A 17,964-nucleotide genomic window follows, 5' to 3' on the forward strand; every position below is an offset into this window, starting at 1 on the left:
AGGGTTCGACCAGTCTCACTCACTGGACTGAATTTTCTGTCTTCCGTCCAGAATTCGAGACATCAATTTCATCAACCGACATCGAGACGCAGGAGATCTTCCTCTGTCTCACGCCGGACGACCACCCGCGCCTCGCCGTCGGAGACCGCGACGACGGGCGGACGGAGTGCGTGGTTGTAGTTGCTCGCCATGGAACGGCAGTACGCGCCGGTGGCGGGCACGGCGATCAGGTCGCCGGGCGCGAGGTCGGCGGGCAGGAAGGCGTCCTTCACCACGATGTCGCCGCTCTCGCAGTGCTTTCCGACGACGCGGCTGAGCATCGGCGGCGCGTCGGAGGTCCGGGAGACGAGCGCGACGCTGTACTCGGCGTCGTACAGCGCGGTGCGGATGTTGTCCGACATTCCGCCGTCGACGCTGACGTAGGTGCGCAGCCCCTCGAGGTGCTTGACGGTGCCGACTTCGTACAGCGTGAAGGCGGTCGGACCGACGATGGCGCGGCCCGGCTCGACCGAGATCCGCGGGGTGCGGAGATCGGCGGCCTCACACTCACGGGTGACGATCTCATGGAGCGCCTTGGCGATGTGGTGGGGCTCGCGCGGGTCGTCGTCGGAGGTGTACGCGATGCCGAGGCCGCCGCCGAGGTCGATCTCGGGCAGCTCGACGCCGTGCTCGTCCCGCACCGCGGCCAGGAGCTGCACCACGCGCCGGGCGGAGACCTCGAAGCCGGCCATGTCGAAGATCTGCGAGCCGATGTGGGAGTGGATCCCGATGAGCTCGATCCCGTCGAGCTTGAGGGCCCTGCGGACGGCCTCTGCGGCCTGGCCGCCGGCCAGCGCGATGCCGAACTTCTGGTCCTCGTGCGCGGTCGCGATGAACTCGTGGGTGTGCGCCTCGACGCCGACGGTCACCCGGATCTGGACGCGCTGGCGCCTGCCCTGGCTCTGGGCGATGTGGGCGACGCGGACGATCTCCTCGAAGGAGTCCAGGACGATGCGCCCCACGCCCACGGACACGGCCCGCTCGATCTCCTGGACGCTCTTGTTGTTCCCGTGGAAGGCGATGCGCTCGGCGGGCATGCCGGCGTCGAGGGCGGTGGTGAGCTCGCCGCCGGAGCAGACGTCGAGGTTGAGCCCCTCCTCCTTGAGCCAGCGCACGATGGCGCGCGACAGGAAGGCCTTGCCGGCGTAGAAGACGTCCGCGTCCTTGCCGAAGGCCTCGGCCCAGGCGCGGCAGCGGGCGCGGAAGTCGGCCTCGTCCAGGAAGTAGGCGGGGGTGCCGAACTCCTCGGCCAGCCGGGTCACTTCGATCCCGCCGACGGTGACGACGCCGTCGCCGTTGCGGCCGACCGTCCGGGCCCAGACCTTCTCGTCGAGGGCGTTGAGGTCGGTGGGCGGGGCGGTGTAGTGCCCCTCGGGGACTACGTCCGCGTGGCGGGGCCCGGCGGGGTGTGCGGAACGGCTCATGGTGTCTCTCTCACATCTCACAAGTATTCGGGTGCGCTGACGCCGAGCAGGGACAGACCGCCGGCCAGCACCGTCCCTGCCGCTTCGGCGAGCGCGAGCAGGGAGCGGTGGGCGGCCGAGGGTTTCTCGTCGCCGACGGGCAGTACGCGGTGCTGGAAGGCGAGGACGGCGTCGGCGGCGCCTTCCAGATGCCGGGCGACCCGGTCGGGGGCGCGCAGGCGGGCGGCGGAGGCGAGGACGCCGGGGTGGTCCCCGATCAGGGCGGTGAGGCCGGGCTCGTCGACGTGCTGCTCGGGCGCTGCGCGCAGGCCGAGCTCCGCGCCCGCGCGGGTGAGCGCGCGCGTACGGGAGTAGGCGTAGCGCACCTTGAAGAGCGGGTTGCTCTCGCTCTGCACGAGAAGCCGCGGCCCGGTCTGGGCCCGGTCGTGCGAGGCGGCGGAGAGCAGGGCCCAGCGGGCGGCGTCGGCCCCGAGGCGGGCGAACAGGTCCGTGTCCGGGGCGGGCACGGGACGCAGGGTCTCGGCGGCGCCGGGCACGATGTCGGCCTGGGCGCCCTGGCTGCGGAGCAGAGCGCGGACGGCTTCGGTCCAGATCCGGCCGCGCAGCTCGTCGACGGCGCCGAGGGCGACGCGGGTCCCGGCGAGCGCGTCGCCGTGCCCATAGGCGGCGCCGCGCGCCAGCACCTCGCGCACCAGCTGCTGCTGGGCGCCGGAGTCGAGCGTGATGTTGAGGAACCCGGGCCCGGTGATCTCGATACGTGCGATGCCGGGGCTCTGGGCGATCCGGCTGCGCAGCACCTCGGCGACGTCCCGGGGCGCACGCCCGGCGGGCCCGGCGAGGCGCAGGGCGACATTGGTGGCGTAGTCCCCGCGCCCTCCGGCGCGCGGCCGCTCGACCGTGACGCTCTCGGGCACGGGCGCCCGCAACGCACCCTCCTCCACCGCACGGCACACGGCGTGCAGCACGGTATGGGAGAGCTCTGCGGGAGTCACGGGACCAGCGTATGGGAGGGAGGGGGGCCCTTCGCGAACCGGTTTCGCGATGCGGTCAGCCCCGTGTGCTTCCCGCCCGCCCGGCGCCATGCCTGCCGTCGACGGACGGCGGACCCTCCCGGTGCGTCAACTGCCGTACGAGACGGACGAGCTCGGCGGGCTCGAAGGGCTTGGCGAGAAAGGCGTCGACGCCGGCGACGAGGCCGCTCTCGACCTCGTACTGCGTACAGGCGCTGATGATGGCGACGGGCAGATGCCGGGTCCGCGGATCGTCCCGCAGCCGGGCGGCGGTGCGGAGCCCGTCGAGACGGGGCATGACGACGTCGAGGGTGACGACATCGGGGCAGACGCGATGGACGACGTCCAGGCACTCGGCACCATCGGCCGCGGTCACGACCTCGAAGCCCTCCAGCTCGAGGTTGACCCTGATCAGCTGCCGAATGACCCTGTTGTCGTCGACAACGAGCACCCGGCCGGACGCGCCTGACACAACTCGAGAGTAGGTCGGCGGGCAGGGCTGCGTCCGGGTTTTGCCCACTTCCACCCCGTGCGGGCGACGTGAGCTGCTGCGGGACCCGTAAATACCCGTTCACGACGACCCTGTGTGAGCTGGTAGTGTTCTACCCGTCGCCGCCGAGACCGGCGGACGCCCCCGTAGCTCAGGGGATAGAGCAACGGCCTCCGGAGCCGTGTGCGCAGGTTCGAATCCTGCCGGGGGCACTTCTTCCGGACCAGCGTGGTCGACTCGCTGACCTGCGGAAGTGCCAGACATCGAGAGCCGGACCCAGTCTCACTGGGTCCGGCTCTTTGTCGTTGCTGGGTGCTGTTCGCGATAGACCTGCGCTAGACGTTCGAGCGTAGTCAGCAGCGCCGCTCTCGGCGCCGCCCATTGGACCAGAAACGATCGCGAGCGGACGGAACGATCTTCGTAAAATCATGAGATCCATCAACGACGCCGTCGCGTAGTTCGTCAATGTCTAGATCTAGGTCCTGCAACGCGGTACTCGCTGCGAAATAGTTCAAACGCACCCTGAAGCTGCCCGTGGTCGTCCCTCCTCAGGTCGGCATTCCCCGCTCGGCGAGGCCGCTCTCGTAGGCGATGATGACGAGTTGGGCGCGATCGCGGGCGTGGAGTTTGGCGAGGAGGCTGCTCACGTGGCTCTTCACCGTCGGCAGGCTGATAACGAGCCGCTCGGCGATCTCGGCGTTCGACAGGCCGTTCGCGATCAGCACGAGAACCTCCTGTTCCCGCTTGGTGAGGCCGACCAGCCGCGGAGCCTTCCGGGGGGTCTCGGTCCGGCGGGAGTAGTTCGCGATCAGGCGACGGGTGACCGTGGGGGCTAGGACGCCCTCGCCTGTGGCGATGACGCGGATGCCAGCGACCAGGTCGGTCGGCGAGGCGTCCTTGAGCATGAATCCGCTGGCGCCGGCCTGGAGGGCCGGGAAGACGAACTCGTCCATGTCGAACATCGTGAGGGCCAAGACCCTCACACCCGCCATGGTCTCGTCGGAACAGATCTCCCACGTGGCCGCGATCCCGTCCATGACGGGCATCCGCAGGTCCATCAGGACGACGTCCGGCTTGAGTTCACGGGCGAGTCGCACCGCGGCAGCGCCGTCGCCCGCCTCGCCGACCGTCTCCATTCCGGGGCTCGCGTCGATCAGGACCCGGAAACTCCCGCGCAGCAACGCCTGATCGTCAGCGATCAGCACCCTGACCGACTGGGGCATGACGCATACCTCGCATGCTGCTCAACTGGCCATGGAAGCAAGGAAGCGAACGACTTTAGCAGTCGATCAACAGCTCCCCGGGGTGCGAGCTGTGTTTGGCACATCCTCTCAGTCGTGTCCCGTCACGCGTCCCAACGGCGGTGCCGCAGGTAGCCGCCGGCCAGCGCCGCCGTGGTCCACGCGAGCATCACCGCGAAGCCGGTGAGGGCGTCGGGCGAGTCGACGGTGAGCATCTGCGCGCCGGCGCGGTCGGGGAAGTAGCGCACGAGTTCCTTCGTCGCTCCGACGAGTGACAGGATGTGGGTTCCCGCGAGCACCATCGGCAGCAGGACGGCCAGCGGGATGATGGCGTTGCGGGCCATCATGGCGATCCCCGCCGCGAACAGGGACATGAGCGTCAGGTAGACCATGGCGCCCAGCAGGGCGCGGGGGACGCCGGCGGCGGCGATCGAGACGCCGTGGGATCCGAGGGCGGACTGGGTGGCCAGGTAGCTCACGAGGACCACCGGGACGGCGACGCCCGCGGCGCCGACGGCGACGACGGCCGTCTTGGCGAGGTAGAGCCGGCCGCGCCGGGGGACGGCGAGCAGCGAGACCCGCATCATGCCGGACGCGAACTCGCTGGTGACGACGAGCACGCCGAACACGATCAGCGCGAGCTGGCCGTACAGGACGCCGTCCAGTCCAGCCTGCTGGGGCGTGAAGTCGTCCCGGATCATGGGGCTGTCCGAGTCGAGCGCCCCTCGCGCGGACCAGCCGCCCAGGGCGGAGATCAGGATGCTGACGGGGACGAACAGCAGCTGCGCGACGAGCGTTCCGCGTACGCCGCGCAGCTTGGTGAACTCGGCGTGAACGGCCGCGAGGGTCTCAGACACGGGTGCTCCTGCCTCCCCTGCCGACGAGTTCGAGGAAGGTGTCCTCGAGCGATCCTGTGTGGGTGCTCAGCTCGTCCAGCGCGAGCCCGCGGGCCGCGGCCACCCGGCTGATCTCGGCCGCCGGCAGGCCGTCGACCTCGATGCTGCCGTCGGGCGCAGGCGTGAGCCGGGCCCCGCTGAGCTCGAGTTCCCTGCCGAGCGGCCCGGGTTCCGGGGTGCGCACACGGACGTACGTACGCCCGTGCCGCCGGATGAACTCCGACATGCCGATGTCGGCGAGCAGCCGCCCGTCGCTGATGACGACCAACTGGTCGGCGACCAAGGACATCTCGGTCATCAGGTGGCTGGAGACGAGGACGGTGCGGCCCTGCGCGGCCATCGTGCGCAGCAGTTCGCGCAGCCACCGGATCCCCTCCGGGTCGAGGCCGTTGACCGGCTCGTCGAGTACCAGGACGGGCGGATCGCCGAGCAGGGCCGCGGCCAGGCCGAGTCGCTGGCCCATGCCGAGCGAGAACGTGCCGATCCGCCGGCGGGCCGCCCCCGCCAGATCGACCATCTCGAGAACTTCGCCGACCCGGCGCCGGGCGATCCGGTTGCTCTGGGCGAGCCACCGCAGGTAGTCGCTCGCGGTCAGGCTGCGGTGCGGGGCCGAGGTCTCCAGCAGGGCGCCGATGTGCCGGGCCGGGTAGCGAAGTTCGTGATAGGCGTGCCCGTCGATGCGGGCGGACCCGGCGTCCGGCCGGGTCAGGCCCAGCATCATTCGCATCGTGGTCGACTTCCCGGCTCCGTTGGGGCCCAGGAAGCCGGTGATGGACCCGGGCCGTACCGTGAAGGTGAGGCGGTCCACAACGGTGTTCTCACCGTACCGCTTGGTCAGTTCCAGGACGTTGATCACCGGACCAGTCTGGCGGGGGCGCCGGGGCCGGCACATCGGTCCCGGGACGGGACTGCCGGGCGTCCGGCGCCGGCGGAGCCCCTACCTGAGGATGGCTTCCGTTCCCTGCGCAGGCCCGGTGCGGCGGCGGTTCAGTACGGCAGCGTGGCCGAGACCCGGAAGCCGCCCCTCTCCCGCGGTCCGACGGTCAGGGCGCCGCCATGGGCGGTGGCCCGCTCCCGCATGCCGACGAGGCCCAGCCCGCCGCCGGGGACGGTTGGCCGGTGTCCAGGGCCGGGGCCGTCGTCCTCGACCTCGATCGTCAACGCGCCCTCTTCCGCGACGAGGTGGACCCGGCACCGGGTCGGGGCGGCGTGCTTGACGACGTTGGTCAGCGCTTCCTGGACGATCCGGAACGCGGACAGCGCCACACCGTCCGGGGGATCCTGCGGGCAGTGGGACCGCAGCTCGACGTGGACGCCCGCCGCCTCGGCCGTCCGGAGCAGCTCGGGCAGGTCCGACAGCCCCAGGACCGGCCGGAGCTCCTGGGCGTCCTGCGGGTTGTGGCGCAGCACCTTGAGGGTGGCCCGCATGTCGCGCAGCGCCCTCTTGCTGACGTCCTCTATCACGGTCAGGGCTGCCCGTGCCTCCTCCGGACGGTCGGCGATCACGTGGTTGGCGATGCCGGCCTTGACGGCGATCAGGCCCACGCTGTGCGTGACGACGTCGTGGATCTCGCGGGCGATGCGCAGGCGTTCCTCGACCTTCGCCCGCTCGGCCGCCTGCTCGACCACGCGCCGCACGCTCTCCCGCCGTTCCCGGACCGCCGTGCCGGTGGCCCAGGTGGCGCCCAGCACCAGCAGGCCGAACACGAGCTGCACGCCCAGGGTTCCGCCCTCGTAGCGCTGCCCGCCCGTCAACGTCAGCGCGGCCGCACCCGCCACGCTCACCCCGCCGACGGCGACCGGGGACAGCCGGGTCCGCTGGGGCCTGGTCACGGCCACCGGGTACAGGGCGTAGGCGGCGGCGAGGAACGGGACGGGGCCGAGGCCAGCCGCCAGTGCGACGCATGCGGCGGTCAGGACGAACACGAAGACGGGCGTCGGCCTGAGCCGGCGGACGGCGAGCGGCAGTGCGGTGGCCGCCGACAACAGCCACACCGTGGCGTGGTCCACCTCACCGCCGAGGGCCGGCCGCAGGACCGACACCTGAGGGAGCAGTACGTACCCGAGTGCGGCGAGCGAGTCGAGCAGGAGCAGGCGTCGGCGAGCGATTTCCCCCATACCCAGAACGTACGCGTTCGCTTCGCGGCGGGTCCGCAACCGGTATACATCCACTGCGTATTCGCGCGGCCCCACAACGCCCGCGCGAATACCTTCCGATGGCCTTCCGATGGCCGAGGTCGCAATGGTGCGGTCCAACCACCATCGTGTTTCGGCCAGCCTGCCCGGGTCCAGCCGGCTCCACGATTACCCGGGAGGTAATGGTCGGCAGACCACCCCCGCGGCCATCCTCGGGACATGTCCGCCACAGTTATCGGGGCCGTCGCCCTCTTCTTTCTCGGCATGGGCGTGCTCGGTCTCGTCGCGCCCGCCACGCTGATCCGGCCCTTCGGTATCGAGCTGACCGTCCCGGAGGCCCGTGCGGAAGTACGGGCGGTGTACGGAGGCTTCGGCGTCGCCACCGGTGTGCTGCTCTGCTGGGCGGCCACCCTCGCCGGCGACGGCGACCTGCGGCGTGGGATCGCAGTCGCGGTCGCGGTGGCGCTGGGCGGGATGGCGTTGGGAAGGCTGGCCGCCCGTCTGGTGGAGCGGCCCTCGCGGTTCTATCCGTCGTGGTTCTACTTCTGGGTCGAGGTGGTGGGAGCCGGGCTGCTGATGCTGGCAGGGTGAGAGTTTCCTCGCGGCGCCGACCGCGGCCCATTCGCGGGCGGGACACTCCGGCTCGTGCGGCTCCCGGGCACTGGCCTGCAGAGACCCCTCTTGCGCACGGGGCCTCCCGAGCCGTGTGCGCAGGTTCGAATCCTGTCGGGGTACTCGAAGCATGGGAACGCGAGCCTCGCTTGGTCCAGCCCGCGAAGCAGGAAGACGCTGGTGACTGCTGAGGCCCTCGGCTGGTCCGGGATGAGCCGGTGCAACCGCGACGCTCCTTGCCGCCAGGCGACCTCCCGCTCGGTGACCGGCTTGCCCGTCGCGGTCTCGTCCCGGAACGTCACGGTGGCTATCGAGCAGGTACGCCTTGCCGAGGATCAGTGAGAGCCGCTTGTCCTCGAACGGCAGAAAAACCATCGCGCTTGCCGCGTACCGAGACTATGCGCAGGTAGGCGTCGCCCGGCTCCTTGGCGCACCGGCGAACCAAGGCTGGTGGCGAAGGGTGCCCACTCACGGACTCTGCTTTATCCCAGCCGGAAGCAGATTAACCAGCATGGCGCGAGTCTCGGGATCGGTTGAGTAAAGTACGGTACCGACCAGACCTCGCGTGAGAAGCACTTTATACGTGTTCCGTATAAGGCGGCCGAAATATTCTGGCTCCGCCTTTCTCACCGCGTGGTCCTTACTCTTCCCAGGAACAGCACGCCACCCATTTTCGCGCCACACCAGGTCGGGACCGAAGATCACTCCGTTCCAGGCATACTCGAATCCTTGAGCCGTGTAAATGCACCCGATTTGCCCGAAGCCTGACGGATCAGTGGCCCACAGCGAGGATACGGGCGCCCCGCCCACAGGCTGCTCACCTCTAAGGTTCCAGGGCCTACGCCATGCCCCAATAACCACGTCTTCGACCAGGCTTCCGTCAATCCGCGGATCACTCCACTGCCAGCAGAATCCCGCCGTCATGCGAGAAGTGTAGCCGGATTCTTGTCGGCTGCGGAGGCAGCTCTCCATCTCTTCGGGCGATTCGGCGGCGAGCAACTCGAAATTTTCCTCAGCCCGCCACTGAATCGGACCACCGGGCTCAAGGCCAAGGAGACGGAGTACCCAGTATTCGTAGGCACGGCTCCCGCCGCACCGAAACTGGCTGTTGAGATCGACATGGCGAACAATGCACCCGCGCGCGTGAGCAGCCTCGTCGATAGTCTCGACACTTCCCGTCTCCCCGGGCCTCACGACCTGATGTTCATCGAGCAGGAAGACGGGCACCCTGGCTGCGTCGATGAGTTCCTCCACTTGACTTCGACCGCTCCTATGCCCGGCGTACGTGCCCTGCCTCGAGGACCGTTGGCGAATTCGATGAGCTTCGTCACAGATCAAAACGTCCAGCCCGTTTCGTTCAATTCCTGTGAAGTCGAAGAAATAGCGGAAGAGCTTTGGAATGCGCCCGTTTTTAGTGCCGACGACATGCCGGAGGGTGGTGGTGAAGGATTTGGATCCGGTTGCGTGGACAACGCTTCGCCCGGCCCTCCCGAGGTGTCCCATGAGGTGAAGCGCGATGATGCTCTTACCCGAACCAGGACCCCCGGATATCACTACGACTTCCTTTTGGTCCGACTGTCGCGACAGGTCCGCCGCCCGCTTCACCAAACGAGCCGCCACTTCTTGTTCATCCATCAAGAGGAACTCACCGCCGTCGATTAATTCGGCAGCGGCGGCGCGCATCAGTTGACGACCGGGAGCATGGGGGCTGGACAGGAGAGAATCACCCTCTAGTGAACCATCCAGGGCAGAAAGACGGGCCTGCAGATACTTAATGAGTTCACCGCGGGACGTGTCCGTGAAGAGTTGAGCCCTCGCATCGGGAAATCTTAATAGTTCACTGACATCCCGATCGACCGCATTATGTAGATAGGCCACGCCCGCGACGACGTCCTCCTGATCGCTCAGTACATTGGTGAAGTCCTGTAGGTAGTCGCAGTAGCGGCGCACCTGGGCCACCGGATGTAGAGCCGGTCGATTACCCATTCCCGCTACTAAACAGAGATTGTCAGTGCCAGGAACGAGGTGCGCTTCGCTCCACTGCTTGAGCTCAACGACGACGTAGGACGGTCTGCCCGTCGTGGGGTGGGAGCCGGCAAGGACAATGTCCGCGCGCAGGCTGGTGAGGGGGAGTCTGTACTCGATCAACACCTCGATGTCACCAAGCCCAGCGTCGCACAGGACCTCTGCCAGGGCCGGGAGGCTGTTCTCCCACGAGCGGCGTTCACTGGACGACGGGTTCTGGAAGATTACTGATCGGTACTTATGGGCGAGCCGCTCGAAGAGGGCTCCGTCGCTGCATCGATCAAACAGGACACGTGCGGACATGCGAAGAAGAGGCACGGACGCTCTCCGTAAGGGCGTTGGACTCGATGGCATGAGACTGGTAGAGGCTCCAGGACCCCCTCAGGGTGCATCTGGGCAGTCAGGCGAGCGGTAGGCGGTACTCAAAGCTCCGCGGCCTCAGGTCCTCCTCAGCCGGCGCCCAGTCATGGAGGTGCAACACCCTGCCGCCATCCACCGTGTAGTCGCCGGTCCGCATGTCCACATTGATGTCGCTGACCACAAACAGGTCCACGGTGTTGTGCGGGTCCCGGGCATGCTCGACCTCATTGATCGTCAGATCGACGCTTGTGGCAGCTCCCGTCGTCCCCTTGACCTCTACGCGGCGCTCTTCCCCGTCACGGGTGCAGTGGAGGTCGTACGGCTTGCCAAGGCGTTCGACTGTCCAGCCCTCTCCCGCGTAGTGAGCGACTGCCATGTCCTCCGCGTGCAGTTCGATGGCCTTGCGCTTCTTGGGGTCGGATACGAAGCCGGCTCCGCTGGAGGGCCGCTTCGGCGGTTTGGGCGGCTTCACCTGCTCCGCTGTGAAGCCGGGTGTGTGGTTCAGGGCCACCGTCTGCTGCTCGGACCAGTTCGCCGGGATCCCGGCCGCATCGAGCAACGGCTGCGGATCGATGTCGACGAGCATGCCTATGCCTCGTTGAGTTCCTGAAACCCGTATCGCGTCACTGGCGGCCATTCCCAGCGGCCCGTCCTCATCGAGACAGACGTCGCGGAGTGCAGCCAACGGCTCGATGCCGAAGCGCACCGGGTACTTGATGGCGTTCTCGGCTTCCTCATCCGGCCAGTGAGGAGCCTTTGCCTCGTAGAAGCTCTCACGTACTTCGAACAGGTACAGAGTGATCTTCTTGGTACTCCACACGTCGAGTGGTACGCGTGGACCCACTCCCGTGGCCAGCACGGCGAAGCGTGGCCGCGCGGACCGGTACTCGGACCTCCATAGAGGGAACCCCCACGAGCGGGTTTCGATCCCGTACTGCAGGTTGCGCTGGGTTTCGGGCGATTGGCCGACGTGGACCATCACGAAGGAGGCTGTCCGCGACGGCCGGTAGAGGGGGGCAGAAAAATCGTCCTTGCGGATGTCCTCGTGCGTCGGCAAGTGCCTTCCTCCGTGACCGCTGTTTCTGCGCCGATCCCAACGATCGGCTGAGCGGCATGAGCATGCCCCATGATGGTCAGATTCTCATACAAATAAAGCCAGCAGTTGGCGACTCGGCGACGCAGACCAGCCACAGGACGGGAGAGCCGGTCACCGACGCCGTCGCTCTCCTGGCCGACACTTGCCTGCACAGACACAGATACGCACGCCGACACGGTGCCGGTCATCCATGTCATCACGGTCTGACGTCAGCAAGCCGCGCGAGACCACAGTGCGAGTGGGCCGGGTGGGCTCCAGAGCAGCAGATGCACCAATCCGTACATTTCGCCTGATATCGTCCGTCGCCACCGGATGAGCAGGACGAAGGAGCGCTGCGCTGTGCGAGTCCTCATGGTTGGAGCGGGAGGCGTCGGGACCGCCGTCACCAGGATCGCGGCCCGTCGTTCGTTCTTCGAGCACATGGTCGTCGCCGACTACGACCAGGCGCGGGCCGAGGCGGCCGTCGCGTACTTCGGGGAGGGGGAGCGCAGGTTCTCCGCGGCGCGGCTCGATGCCTCGGATGCGGGCGGTGTGCGGGCCGCTCTCGAGGAGCATCGGTGCGATGTGCTGCTCAATGCCACCGATCCCCGTTTCGTCATGCCGCTGTTCGAGGCCGCGCTCGCCCATGGCGCCCACTACCTGGACATGGCGATGTCGCTGTCCCGGCCGCATCCCTCCCGTCCCTACGAGGAGTGCGGCGTCAAGCTGGGCGACGCGCAGTTCGAGCGGGCCGCCGAGTGGGAGGCCGCGGGGCGGCTCGCGCTGGTCGGGATGGGGGTGGAGCCGGGGCTGTCGGACGTCTTCGCCCGTTACGCCGCCGACGCGCTCTTCGACGAGATCGAGGAGCTCGGCGTCCGCGACGGCGCCAACCTGGTCGTGGACGGATACGACTTCGCCCCGTCCTTCAGCATCTGGACGACCATCGAGGAGTGCCTGAACCCGCCGGTCGTCTACGAGGAGGGCCGGGGCTGGTTCACCACGCCGCCCTTCAGCGAGCCGGAGGTCTTCGACTTCCCGGCGGGCATCGGGCCGGTGGAGTGCGTCAACGTCGAGCACGAGGAAGTGCTGCTGATGCCCCGGTGGCTGAAAGCCCGGCGCGTCACCTTCAAGTACGGCCTCGGCGACGAGTTCATCGGCGTCCTGCAGACCCTCCACAAGCTGGGCCTCGACCGCACGGACCCGGTCACCGTGGCCGGCGGGGACGGCAAGGTCGCGGTCTCGCCGCGCGACGTCGTCGCCGCCTGTCTGCCCGACCCGGCCGGGCTCGGGGAGCGTATGCACGGCAAGACCTGCGCGGGCACCTGGGTCAAGGGCGTCAAGGACGGCCGGCCCCGTGAGGTCTACCTCTACCACGTGGTCGACAACCAGTGGTCGATGCGGGAGTACGGCTCCCAGGCCGTCGTCTGGCAGACCGCGATCAACCCCGTCGTCGCCCTCGAGCTCATCGCGTCCGGCGCCTGGAGCGACAGCGGGGTGCTCGGCCCCGAGGCACTGCCTCCCCAGCCGTTCCTCGATCTGCTGACGGAGTACGGCTCGCCGTGGGGCCTGCGCGAGGACGTCCCCGCGCCCAGGTGACATGCATGTCCGAGACGGTGCCAATAGCGCGGAAAGTCCCCTAGCTACCTGTTGTATGGATTCACGCACGACCGGAGCGAGGGATCATGGCCAAGGACATTGCGGACGCACCCCCACCTGACAGGTTGAAGGCCAACGCCATCGGCTTCGTCGACGCGCTCGTCATCGGGCTCAACTCCACCTCCCCCGCGTACTCGCTGGCGGCGGTCATCGGCCCCATCGTGGCACTCGTCGGCATCTACGCCCCCGGCGTGATGATCGCCTCGTTCGTGCCGATGCTGCTGATCGCGTCGGCGTTCTACTACCTCAACAAGGTCGACCAGGACTGCGGCACGACGTTCTCCTGGGTCACCCGGGCCATGGGGCCGTGGGCCGGCTGGCTCGGCGGCTGGGCGATCGCGATGACCGGAGTCCTGGTGGTCGGGTCGCTGGCCGACGTCGCCGTGAGCTTCGCCCTGCTCGCCTTCGGCTTCGACAGCGCCGTCGAGAACGAGTTCGTACGCCAGTCGCTCGCCGTGCTGGTCATCCTCGTGATGACGGCGGTGTGCGTCATCGGCACCGAGATGTCGGCCAAGGTGCAGAACGTCCTGATCCTCCTCCAGGTCGCCTTCCTGCTCACCTTCGTCGTCGTGGCGCTCTACCGCGTCTACGCCGACACGAGCTCCTTCGACTCCGTCGAACCCTCGATCAGCTGGCTGAATCCTTTCGGGGCCGGAGGCGCGACGCTGACGGCGGCGCTGCTGCTGGGCGTGTTCATGTACTGGGGCTGGGAGTCGGCGGTCAATCTGACCGAGGAGGTCGAGGACTCCGCCACCGCTCCCGGCAAGGCGGGCCTCTGGTCGACGGTCGTGCTGGTGGTGACCTATGTGTCGGTCGGCTTCGCCGTCGTGGCCTACGCCGGACCCGTCTTCCTCGCCGAGAACGCCGGGGAGGAGGAGTTCGTCTTCGCCCTGCTCGCCGACGAGGTGATGGGCGGCTGGGACTGGGTCGTGCTGCTGGCCGTCTCCACGTCCGCGCTGGCGTCGACGCAGACGACGATCATCCCGGCGTCCCGTACGGCGCTGTCCATGGCCCGTCGCCAGGCGCTGCCCGCGCACTTCGCCCATATCCACCCGCGGTTCCGCACGCCCGACGTGAGCACCTGGTGGGTCGCCGGCATCGCGATCGGCTGGTACGTCGTCGTCAACCGGATCAGCGCCAACGCCCTCTTCGACTCGCTCACCGCGCTGTCGCTGCTGATCGCGTTCTACTACGCGCTCACGGGCCTCGCCTGTGCGGTCTACTACCGCCGCCACCTGACCGAGAGCGTCCACTACTTCGTGCTCATCGGGCTCGGCCCCCTGGTCGGCGCCGGACTGCTGGCGTGGCTGCTCGTGGAGTCGGTCACCGACATGGCCGACCCGGAGAACTCGTACAGCGGCGTCTCGTGGTTCGGGCTCGGGCCCCCGCTCGTCATCGGCATCGGCATCGCCCTCGTGGGCGTGGTGATCATGGTCGCGCGGCGGCTGGTGGCGCCCGCCTTCTGGTCGGAGCGCCCAGGCGTGGCCGACCCCGACCTCGTCCATGGCAAGGAGGCGTGAGATGACGGTCGTCCTCGGATACGACGAGTCGCCTGGCGCGGCACGCGCGTTGCGCGTCGCGATCGAGGTGTCGGCCGCCTTCGGCGAGCCCCTCGTGCTGGTCTACGGCGCGGCGGCCCCCGGTGGCGTCGGCGAGGAGTACGGGGCTCACCGCGAGGCCCTGCGCCAGGCCGGGCAGCTCGCCCTCGACCACGCTGCCGCGGCGGCCGAGGAGGCGGGCGTGGAGACGACGGTCGAACTCCTCGGCCAGAAGCCGGCGCAGGCGCTGATGGACGCCGCGGAGCGCCATGGGGCGAGGTTCATCGTGGTGGGCGCCTGGGGCGAGAGTCCGATGCGCGGGGCGCTGCTGGGCGCGACTCCCCACAAGCTCCTGCAGCTGTCGCGCGTCCCCATCCTCTGCGTGCCGACCGAGGTGTGAGCCGCCCGAACCTCTCCGAGACCTATAGGTTCTCCGGGATCTCGATCATCAGGGAGAGGTCGGGCTCCGCCTGTTCGATGCGGGCGTTGTAGAGCTCCAGCAGCCTTCTCAGCTCTTTTCGGACGTTCTCCTTACGGAATCCCGCCACCTCTTCGATGTTCGTGCCGACGAAGTCCTCGATGGACTGGATCGCCACCTGCCTGTCGATGCCGGCGTCCTCCGCGTGCACCACCGCGCGGAGGATCTGGTCGGACGGGACCAGCACGCGGGGGCGGAAGCCCTGGGCGATGTTGTGCTGGCAGCGGTCCTTGAAGAGGCTCTCGCTCGGGGCCATCGTCACGTGGATGGCGGTGTCCCCCACCTGGTAGTCGCCCGCCCGGCCGGTCTGCGCGTCGGCCGTCGTGTAGTTCTCGACGTTGATGTCCTCGTCGGGGAAGCGGATGGCGAGCTTGGCGCCGACGAGGTGCTGGGCTATCGCTCCGGCGACGTTGCCGCCGCGTTCGCGGCCGGCGGTCAGGATGGACTCCACCGTGTTCCGCACCGACCAGGCAGGGTCGATCTCGGCGCTGATCTTCTTCCGGGCGAAGTAGTCCACACGCACCCTGGCGACGAACCAGGCCTGGATCTCCCGCGCCAGCGCCTTGCGCTCGGGTGGGGTAAGAGCCTGCACACCGTGGGCGGCGCCCTCGGTGTTCACGATCTCGGCGAGCTTCTCCGCGTGGCGGATGGTCGCACGGGACGTGCGGCCGCCCTCGCGTGTGAAACGCCGGAGCTCTCCGTGCTCCGCGAGGATCGCCTTCGCCTTGGCGCCGCTGGCGCCCTTCACCTGGGAGTCCGCCGCATAGTCGGCGGCGGTCAGCGGGAATGCCGTGGCCATGAACTCCGCGATATAGAGGCCGGCGCACATCACATTCGACTCGACCTTCCCCTTTTTACGATGGCCCTCGTACCACGGAGTGAGGACTTCGATCATCGCCTTGGCGATCTCGTCGATCGACTCCGTGGATTGCTCGACGCCTATGGACACCATCGCGACACCTTCTAGGAACAGCCTCGTATTCGCGGCGGCGAGACCAGGCCAGTGGGCAATTCCGGTGGGCAATTCAGGACGCGGTCCGCCGCCGGAGCGGGCGGACCGCGCTGGAGGAACTGCGATCAGGCTGAGCTGTCGACCGGCGACGGGAGCAGCTTCCCGTTGAGCAGCGGGCCGAGGTAGTTCTCCGCCAGCCAGCGCACCGCGTCCACGCACACCGCGTCGCCGAAGCCCATCAGCGACTGGTTCTGGCGCGCCGGGAGCGTGTACGCGCCCGCGCCCATGAGCTTCGCGTACTCGCGAGGCGTCATCCAGCGCACCTGGAGGGGCTCGCCCTTCTTGATGCGGACGACCGCCTGCTTCGACGAGCCGCCGCGGGCCGTGCGGAGGCAGCCGGCCACGTCGTCGGCGCGGATCTCCCATGCCGGCTTTCCGCCGCGGGTACGGCGGTAGGCCGTGCGGTAGACCGTCTGGCCGTCCTCGGAGAGGTCGTCGACCCGCTTCTGCTGGATCGGGGAGAGCTCGCTGCGGAACTTCGCGTTGCGCTCCGCGTCCCACCACCGGGGGTCGTCGAGCGCGATGTCGTCGACCAGGTCCGTCCAGCCCTCGGAGAGCAGCGGCGGCGGCGCGGGCAGCATGGCCCGGTGGGTGACGAGCTCCGGGTCGTCGAGGACCGCGGAGAGCCAGTTCGGCCGCAACTCGGCGTCCCGCTCCAGCTCTTCCAGCGGCTTGTGCAGGCTCGCCACGAGGAAGAGCCTCGGCCGCGACTGAGGAACCCAGCGACGGGCGTCCAGGGTGAGGACGTCCACGGAGTAGCCCAGCTCGTTGAGCCTGCGGACCGCCGCCTTCAGGTCCTCGCCGCCGTGGCTGGTCGCGAATCCGTTGACGTTCTCCAGCGCCACGACCGGCGGCTTGTCGTCGCCGAGCTTGTCCAGTACGTCGACGAAATTCCAGAACGTTCCCGAGTGCTTGCCCGCCAGGCCTTCGCGGCCGCCCGCCAGCGAGAGGTCCGTGCAGGGGAAGGACGCCCAGGCGAGGCCCAGATCGGTGGGGACTCCGGCGGACGCGATGTCCTCGGCGACGACCTTGACGTCTTCCAGCGCGTAGTGACTGTGATCGCCGTCACCGAAGTGACCCGCGTACATATCGCGTTTGTCGCCGTCGAGGTCGTTGGCCCAGGTCACCTTGAGCCCGACGCCGGCGCCCTCCAGTCCCAGGCGCGCCAGACCGATCCCGGCGAAGAACTCGGCTACGGCGAAGTCGGAGTCCGGGACGGCAGGGTCCTGGCGTTCGCCGATGGAGGCACGCGGGATGGATGCGGTGAGGTCGGGCGCAAGAGTCACAGGCTAGATCGTAGGCCACAGAAATCGAACACGGGGCGTGGTGCGGGCGGGCCGCACGCGGCGGCGTGGGGAGCGTCAACCGGGGGCCAGTCGGGGTCCGCCGCTTCCTACTGCTTGGCGGGAGGCGGCCGTTCGCAGCCGGGTCTCGGGGGCATAGGGGGTGGGGGTCGCGTCGGGGCTGGCGCGGCATCCGCGGGTCGGCCCCGCCTCCGGCGCCGGACTACGAGCGGCGGCTGCGCACAGCCGCCAGCACCCGGAGCGCCGCCTCTTGCGGGTCCTCGTGCTCCCACACCCGGATGGGCATCCACCCCGCCGCCTCGAGGCGGGCGTCCGTGTCGAGGTCCCGTGCCTTGTTCCGGGCGACCTTGTCGGCCCAGTACTGGCCGTTCCGCCGGGCCACGGTGTGGTGCTCCGGGCAGCCGTGCCAGAAGCACCCGTCCATGAAGACCGCGATCTTGGCCTTGCTGAAGACCAGGTCAGCCGTCCGCCGCACGCTGGGGAGCGGTCGGGCGGCCACGCGGTAGCGCATTCCCAGGGCGTGGACGGCGCGGCGCAGCGCCAACTCGGGCACGGTGTCCCGGCTGCGGTTGCCCTGCATGCTCGCCCGGACGGCCTCTGTGGAGGCCCACGATTCGCTGTCTTGACCCACGCAGCCACGATAGGCCAGGAGGACCCGACCGCCCCCG

Annotated in this window: 16 protein-coding genes and 1 tRNA gene; 5 read left to right on the forward strand and 12 right to left on the reverse strand. The window is 68.7% G+C overall.

Features of this window, described 5'->3' with window-relative positions; all coding sequences use genetic code 11:
- Nucleotides 1-71: 71 nt before the first annotated feature.
- From lysA to AB0M39_RS01025, 3 genes are read right to left on the reverse strand one after another with little or no spacing between them, the layout of a single operon-like run.
- The gene (gene lysA / locus AB0M39_RS01015; RefSeq protein WP_365358718.1) at nt 72-1,463 is read right to left on the reverse strand and encodes a diaminopimelate decarboxylase; all 1,392 of its coding nucleotides are present in this window, start codon (nt 1,461-1,463) and stop codon (nt 72-74) included.
- Between the two features lie 17 nt (nt 1,464-1,480).
- Nucleotides 1,481-2,455, reverse strand: coding sequence for an ArgS-related anticodon-binding protein NrtL (nrtL, locus tag AB0M39_RS01020; protein WP_365358720.1), 975 nt, complete (start codon nt 2,453-2,455; stop codon nt 1,481-1,483).
- Nucleotides 2,456-2,510: 55 nt separating this feature from the next.
- Nucleotides 2,511-2,993: a response regulator gene (locus AB0M39_RS01025; protein WP_365358722.1), complete on the reverse strand. Its 483-nt coding sequence runs from the start codon at nt 2,991-2,993 to the stop codon at nt 2,511-2,513.
- 110 nt (nt 2,994-3,103) lie between these two features.
- Between AB0M39_RS01025 and AB0M39_RS01030 the strand changes: the two genes are divergently transcribed.
- Nucleotides 3,104-3,175, forward strand: a tRNA-Arg gene (locus tag AB0M39_RS01030).
- A gap of 336 nt (nt 3,176-3,511) precedes the next feature.
- Here AB0M39_RS01030 and AB0M39_RS01035 read toward each other — a convergent pair.
- The 4 genes from AB0M39_RS01035 to AB0M39_RS01050 all read right to left on the reverse strand — a co-directional run bounded on the left by AB0M39_RS01035 (nt 3,512) and on the right by AB0M39_RS01050 (nt 7,218).
- Entirely contained in the window at nt 3,512-4,186 is a 675-nt protein-coding gene (locus AB0M39_RS01035) for a response regulator transcription factor (protein WP_365358724.1), read from the reverse strand.
- Between the two features lie 122 nt (nt 4,187-4,308).
- Nucleotides 4,309-5,061: an ABC transporter permease gene (locus AB0M39_RS01040; RefSeq protein WP_365358726.1), complete on the reverse strand. Its 753-nt coding sequence runs from the start codon at nt 5,059-5,061 to the stop codon at nt 4,309-4,311.
- Nucleotides 5,054-5,956: an ATP-binding cassette domain-containing protein gene (locus AB0M39_RS01045; protein WP_365358728.1), complete on the reverse strand. Its 903-nt coding sequence runs from the start codon at nt 5,954-5,956 to the stop codon at nt 5,054-5,056. Before AB0M39_RS01045 ends, AB0M39_RS01040 begins: the two co-directional genes overlap by 8 nt.
- A 131-nt stretch (nt 5,957-6,087) precedes the next feature.
- Nucleotides 6,088-7,218, reverse strand: coding sequence for a sensor histidine kinase (locus AB0M39_RS01050; protein ID WP_365358730.1), 1,131 nt, complete (start codon nt 7,216-7,218; stop codon nt 6,088-6,090).
- Between the two features lie 237 nt (nt 7,219-7,455).
- On the opposite strand from AB0M39_RS01050, the gene AB0M39_RS01055 reads away from it, so the two are divergent.
- A complete protein-coding gene (locus AB0M39_RS01055; protein ID WP_365358732.1) occupies nt 7,456-7,827 on the forward strand; it encodes a DUF4345 domain-containing protein in 372 nt (123 codons plus the stop codon).
- A 489-nt stretch (nt 7,828-8,316) separates the two neighbouring features.
- On the opposite strand, the gene AB0M39_RS01060 is transcribed toward AB0M39_RS01055, so the two are convergent.
- Complete coding sequence (locus tag AB0M39_RS01060) at nt 8,317-10,176, reverse strand: DUF2075 domain-containing protein (RefSeq protein WP_365358734.1); 1,860 nt, start codon at nt 10,174-10,176, stop codon at nt 8,317-8,319.
- Between the two features lie 97 nt (nt 10,177-10,273).
- Nucleotides 10,274-11,290 (reverse strand): DUF3883 domain-containing protein, encoded by a 1,017-nt coding sequence (locus tag AB0M39_RS01065; protein ID WP_365358736.1) that lies wholly within the window; start codon nt 11,288-11,290, stop codon nt 10,274-10,276.
- A gap of 378 nt (nt 11,291-11,668) precedes the next feature.
- On the opposite strand from AB0M39_RS01065, the gene AB0M39_RS01070 reads away from it, so the two are divergent.
- The 3 genes from AB0M39_RS01070 to AB0M39_RS01080 all read left to right on the forward strand — a co-directional run bounded on the left by AB0M39_RS01070 (nt 11,669) and on the right by AB0M39_RS01080 (nt 14,902).
- Nucleotides 11,669-12,904 carry a saccharopine dehydrogenase C-terminal domain-containing protein gene (locus AB0M39_RS01070; protein WP_365358738.1) on the forward strand — a complete coding sequence of 412 codons (1,236 nt, stop codon included), beginning with the start codon at nt 11,669-11,671 and terminating at the stop codon, nt 12,902-12,904.
- An 86-nt stretch (nt 12,905-12,990) separates the two neighbouring features.
- On the forward strand, nt 12,991-14,484 hold the full coding sequence (locus AB0M39_RS01075) for an APC family permease (RefSeq protein ID WP_365358740.1): 1,494 nt from the start codon (nt 12,991-12,993) through the stop codon (nt 14,482-14,484).
- A 1-nt stretch (nt 14,485) separates the two neighbouring features.
- Nucleotides 14,486-14,902 (forward strand): universal stress protein, encoded by a 417-nt coding sequence (locus AB0M39_RS01080; protein WP_365358742.1) that lies wholly within the window; start codon nt 14,486-14,488, stop codon nt 14,900-14,902.
- 22 nt (nt 14,903-14,924) lie between these two features.
- Here AB0M39_RS01080 and AB0M39_RS01085 read toward each other — a convergent pair whose 3' ends face one another.
- The 3 genes from AB0M39_RS01085 to AB0M39_RS01095 all read right to left on the reverse strand — a co-directional run bounded on the left by AB0M39_RS01085 (nt 14,925) and on the right by AB0M39_RS01095 (nt 17,927).
- Complete coding sequence (locus tag AB0M39_RS01085) at nt 14,925-15,932, reverse strand: DUF4928 family protein (protein ID WP_365358744.1); 1,008 nt, start codon at nt 15,930-15,932, stop codon at nt 14,925-14,927.
- A 125-nt stretch (nt 15,933-16,057) separates the two neighbouring features.
- Nucleotides 16,058-17,278, reverse strand: coding sequence for a DNA (cytosine-5-)-methyltransferase (gene dcm, locus AB0M39_RS01090; protein WP_365358746.1), 1,221 nt, complete (start codon nt 17,276-17,278; stop codon nt 16,058-16,060).
- A gap of 220 nt (nt 17,279-17,498) precedes the next feature.
- Complete coding sequence (locus tag AB0M39_RS01095) at nt 17,499-17,927, reverse strand: very short patch repair endonuclease (RefSeq protein ID WP_365358748.1); 429 nt, start codon at nt 17,925-17,927, stop codon at nt 17,499-17,501.
- Between the last annotated feature and the right edge of the window lie 37 nt (nt 17,928-17,964).

Origin of the sequence: Streptomyces sp. NPDC051907 (assembly GCF_040681075.1) — a bacterium.
GTDB lineage: Bacteria > Actinomycetota > Actinomycetes > Streptomycetales > Streptomycetaceae > Streptomyces.

Excerpts from the sequence above, each read along its gene's own strand:
- AB0M39_RS01055 (WP_365358732.1), top strand. The coding sequence starts at position 7,456 with ATGTCCGCCACAGTTATCGGGGCCGTCGCCCTCTTCTTTCTCGGCATG.
- AB0M39_RS01035 (WP_365358724.1), bottom strand. The coding sequence starts at position 4,186 with ATGCCCCAGTCGGTCAGGGTGCTGATCGCTGACGATCAGGCGTTGCTG.
- AB0M39_RS01085 (WP_365358744.1), bottom strand. The coding sequence starts at position 15,932 with ATGGTGTCCATAGGCGTCGAGCAATCCACGGAGTCGATCGACGAGATC.
- AB0M39_RS01080 (WP_365358742.1), top strand. The coding sequence starts at position 14,486 with ATGACGGTCGTCCTCGGATACGACGAGTCGCCTGGCGCGGCACGCGCG.
- AB0M39_RS01060 (WP_365358734.1), bottom strand. The coding sequence starts at position 10,176 with ATGTCCGCACGTGTCCTGTTTGATCGATGCAGCGACGGAGCCCTCTTC.
- AB0M39_RS01050 (WP_365358730.1), bottom strand. The coding sequence starts at position 7,218 with ATGGGGGAAATCGCTCGCCGACGCCTGCTCCTGCTCGACTCGCTCGCC.
- AB0M39_RS01075 (WP_365358740.1), top strand. The coding sequence starts at position 12,991 with ATGGCCAAGGACATTGCGGACGCACCCCCACCTGACAGGTTGAAGGCC.
- lysA (WP_365358718.1), bottom strand. The coding sequence starts at position 1,463 with ATGAGCCGTTCCGCACACCCCGCCGGGCCCCGCCACGCGGACGTAGTC.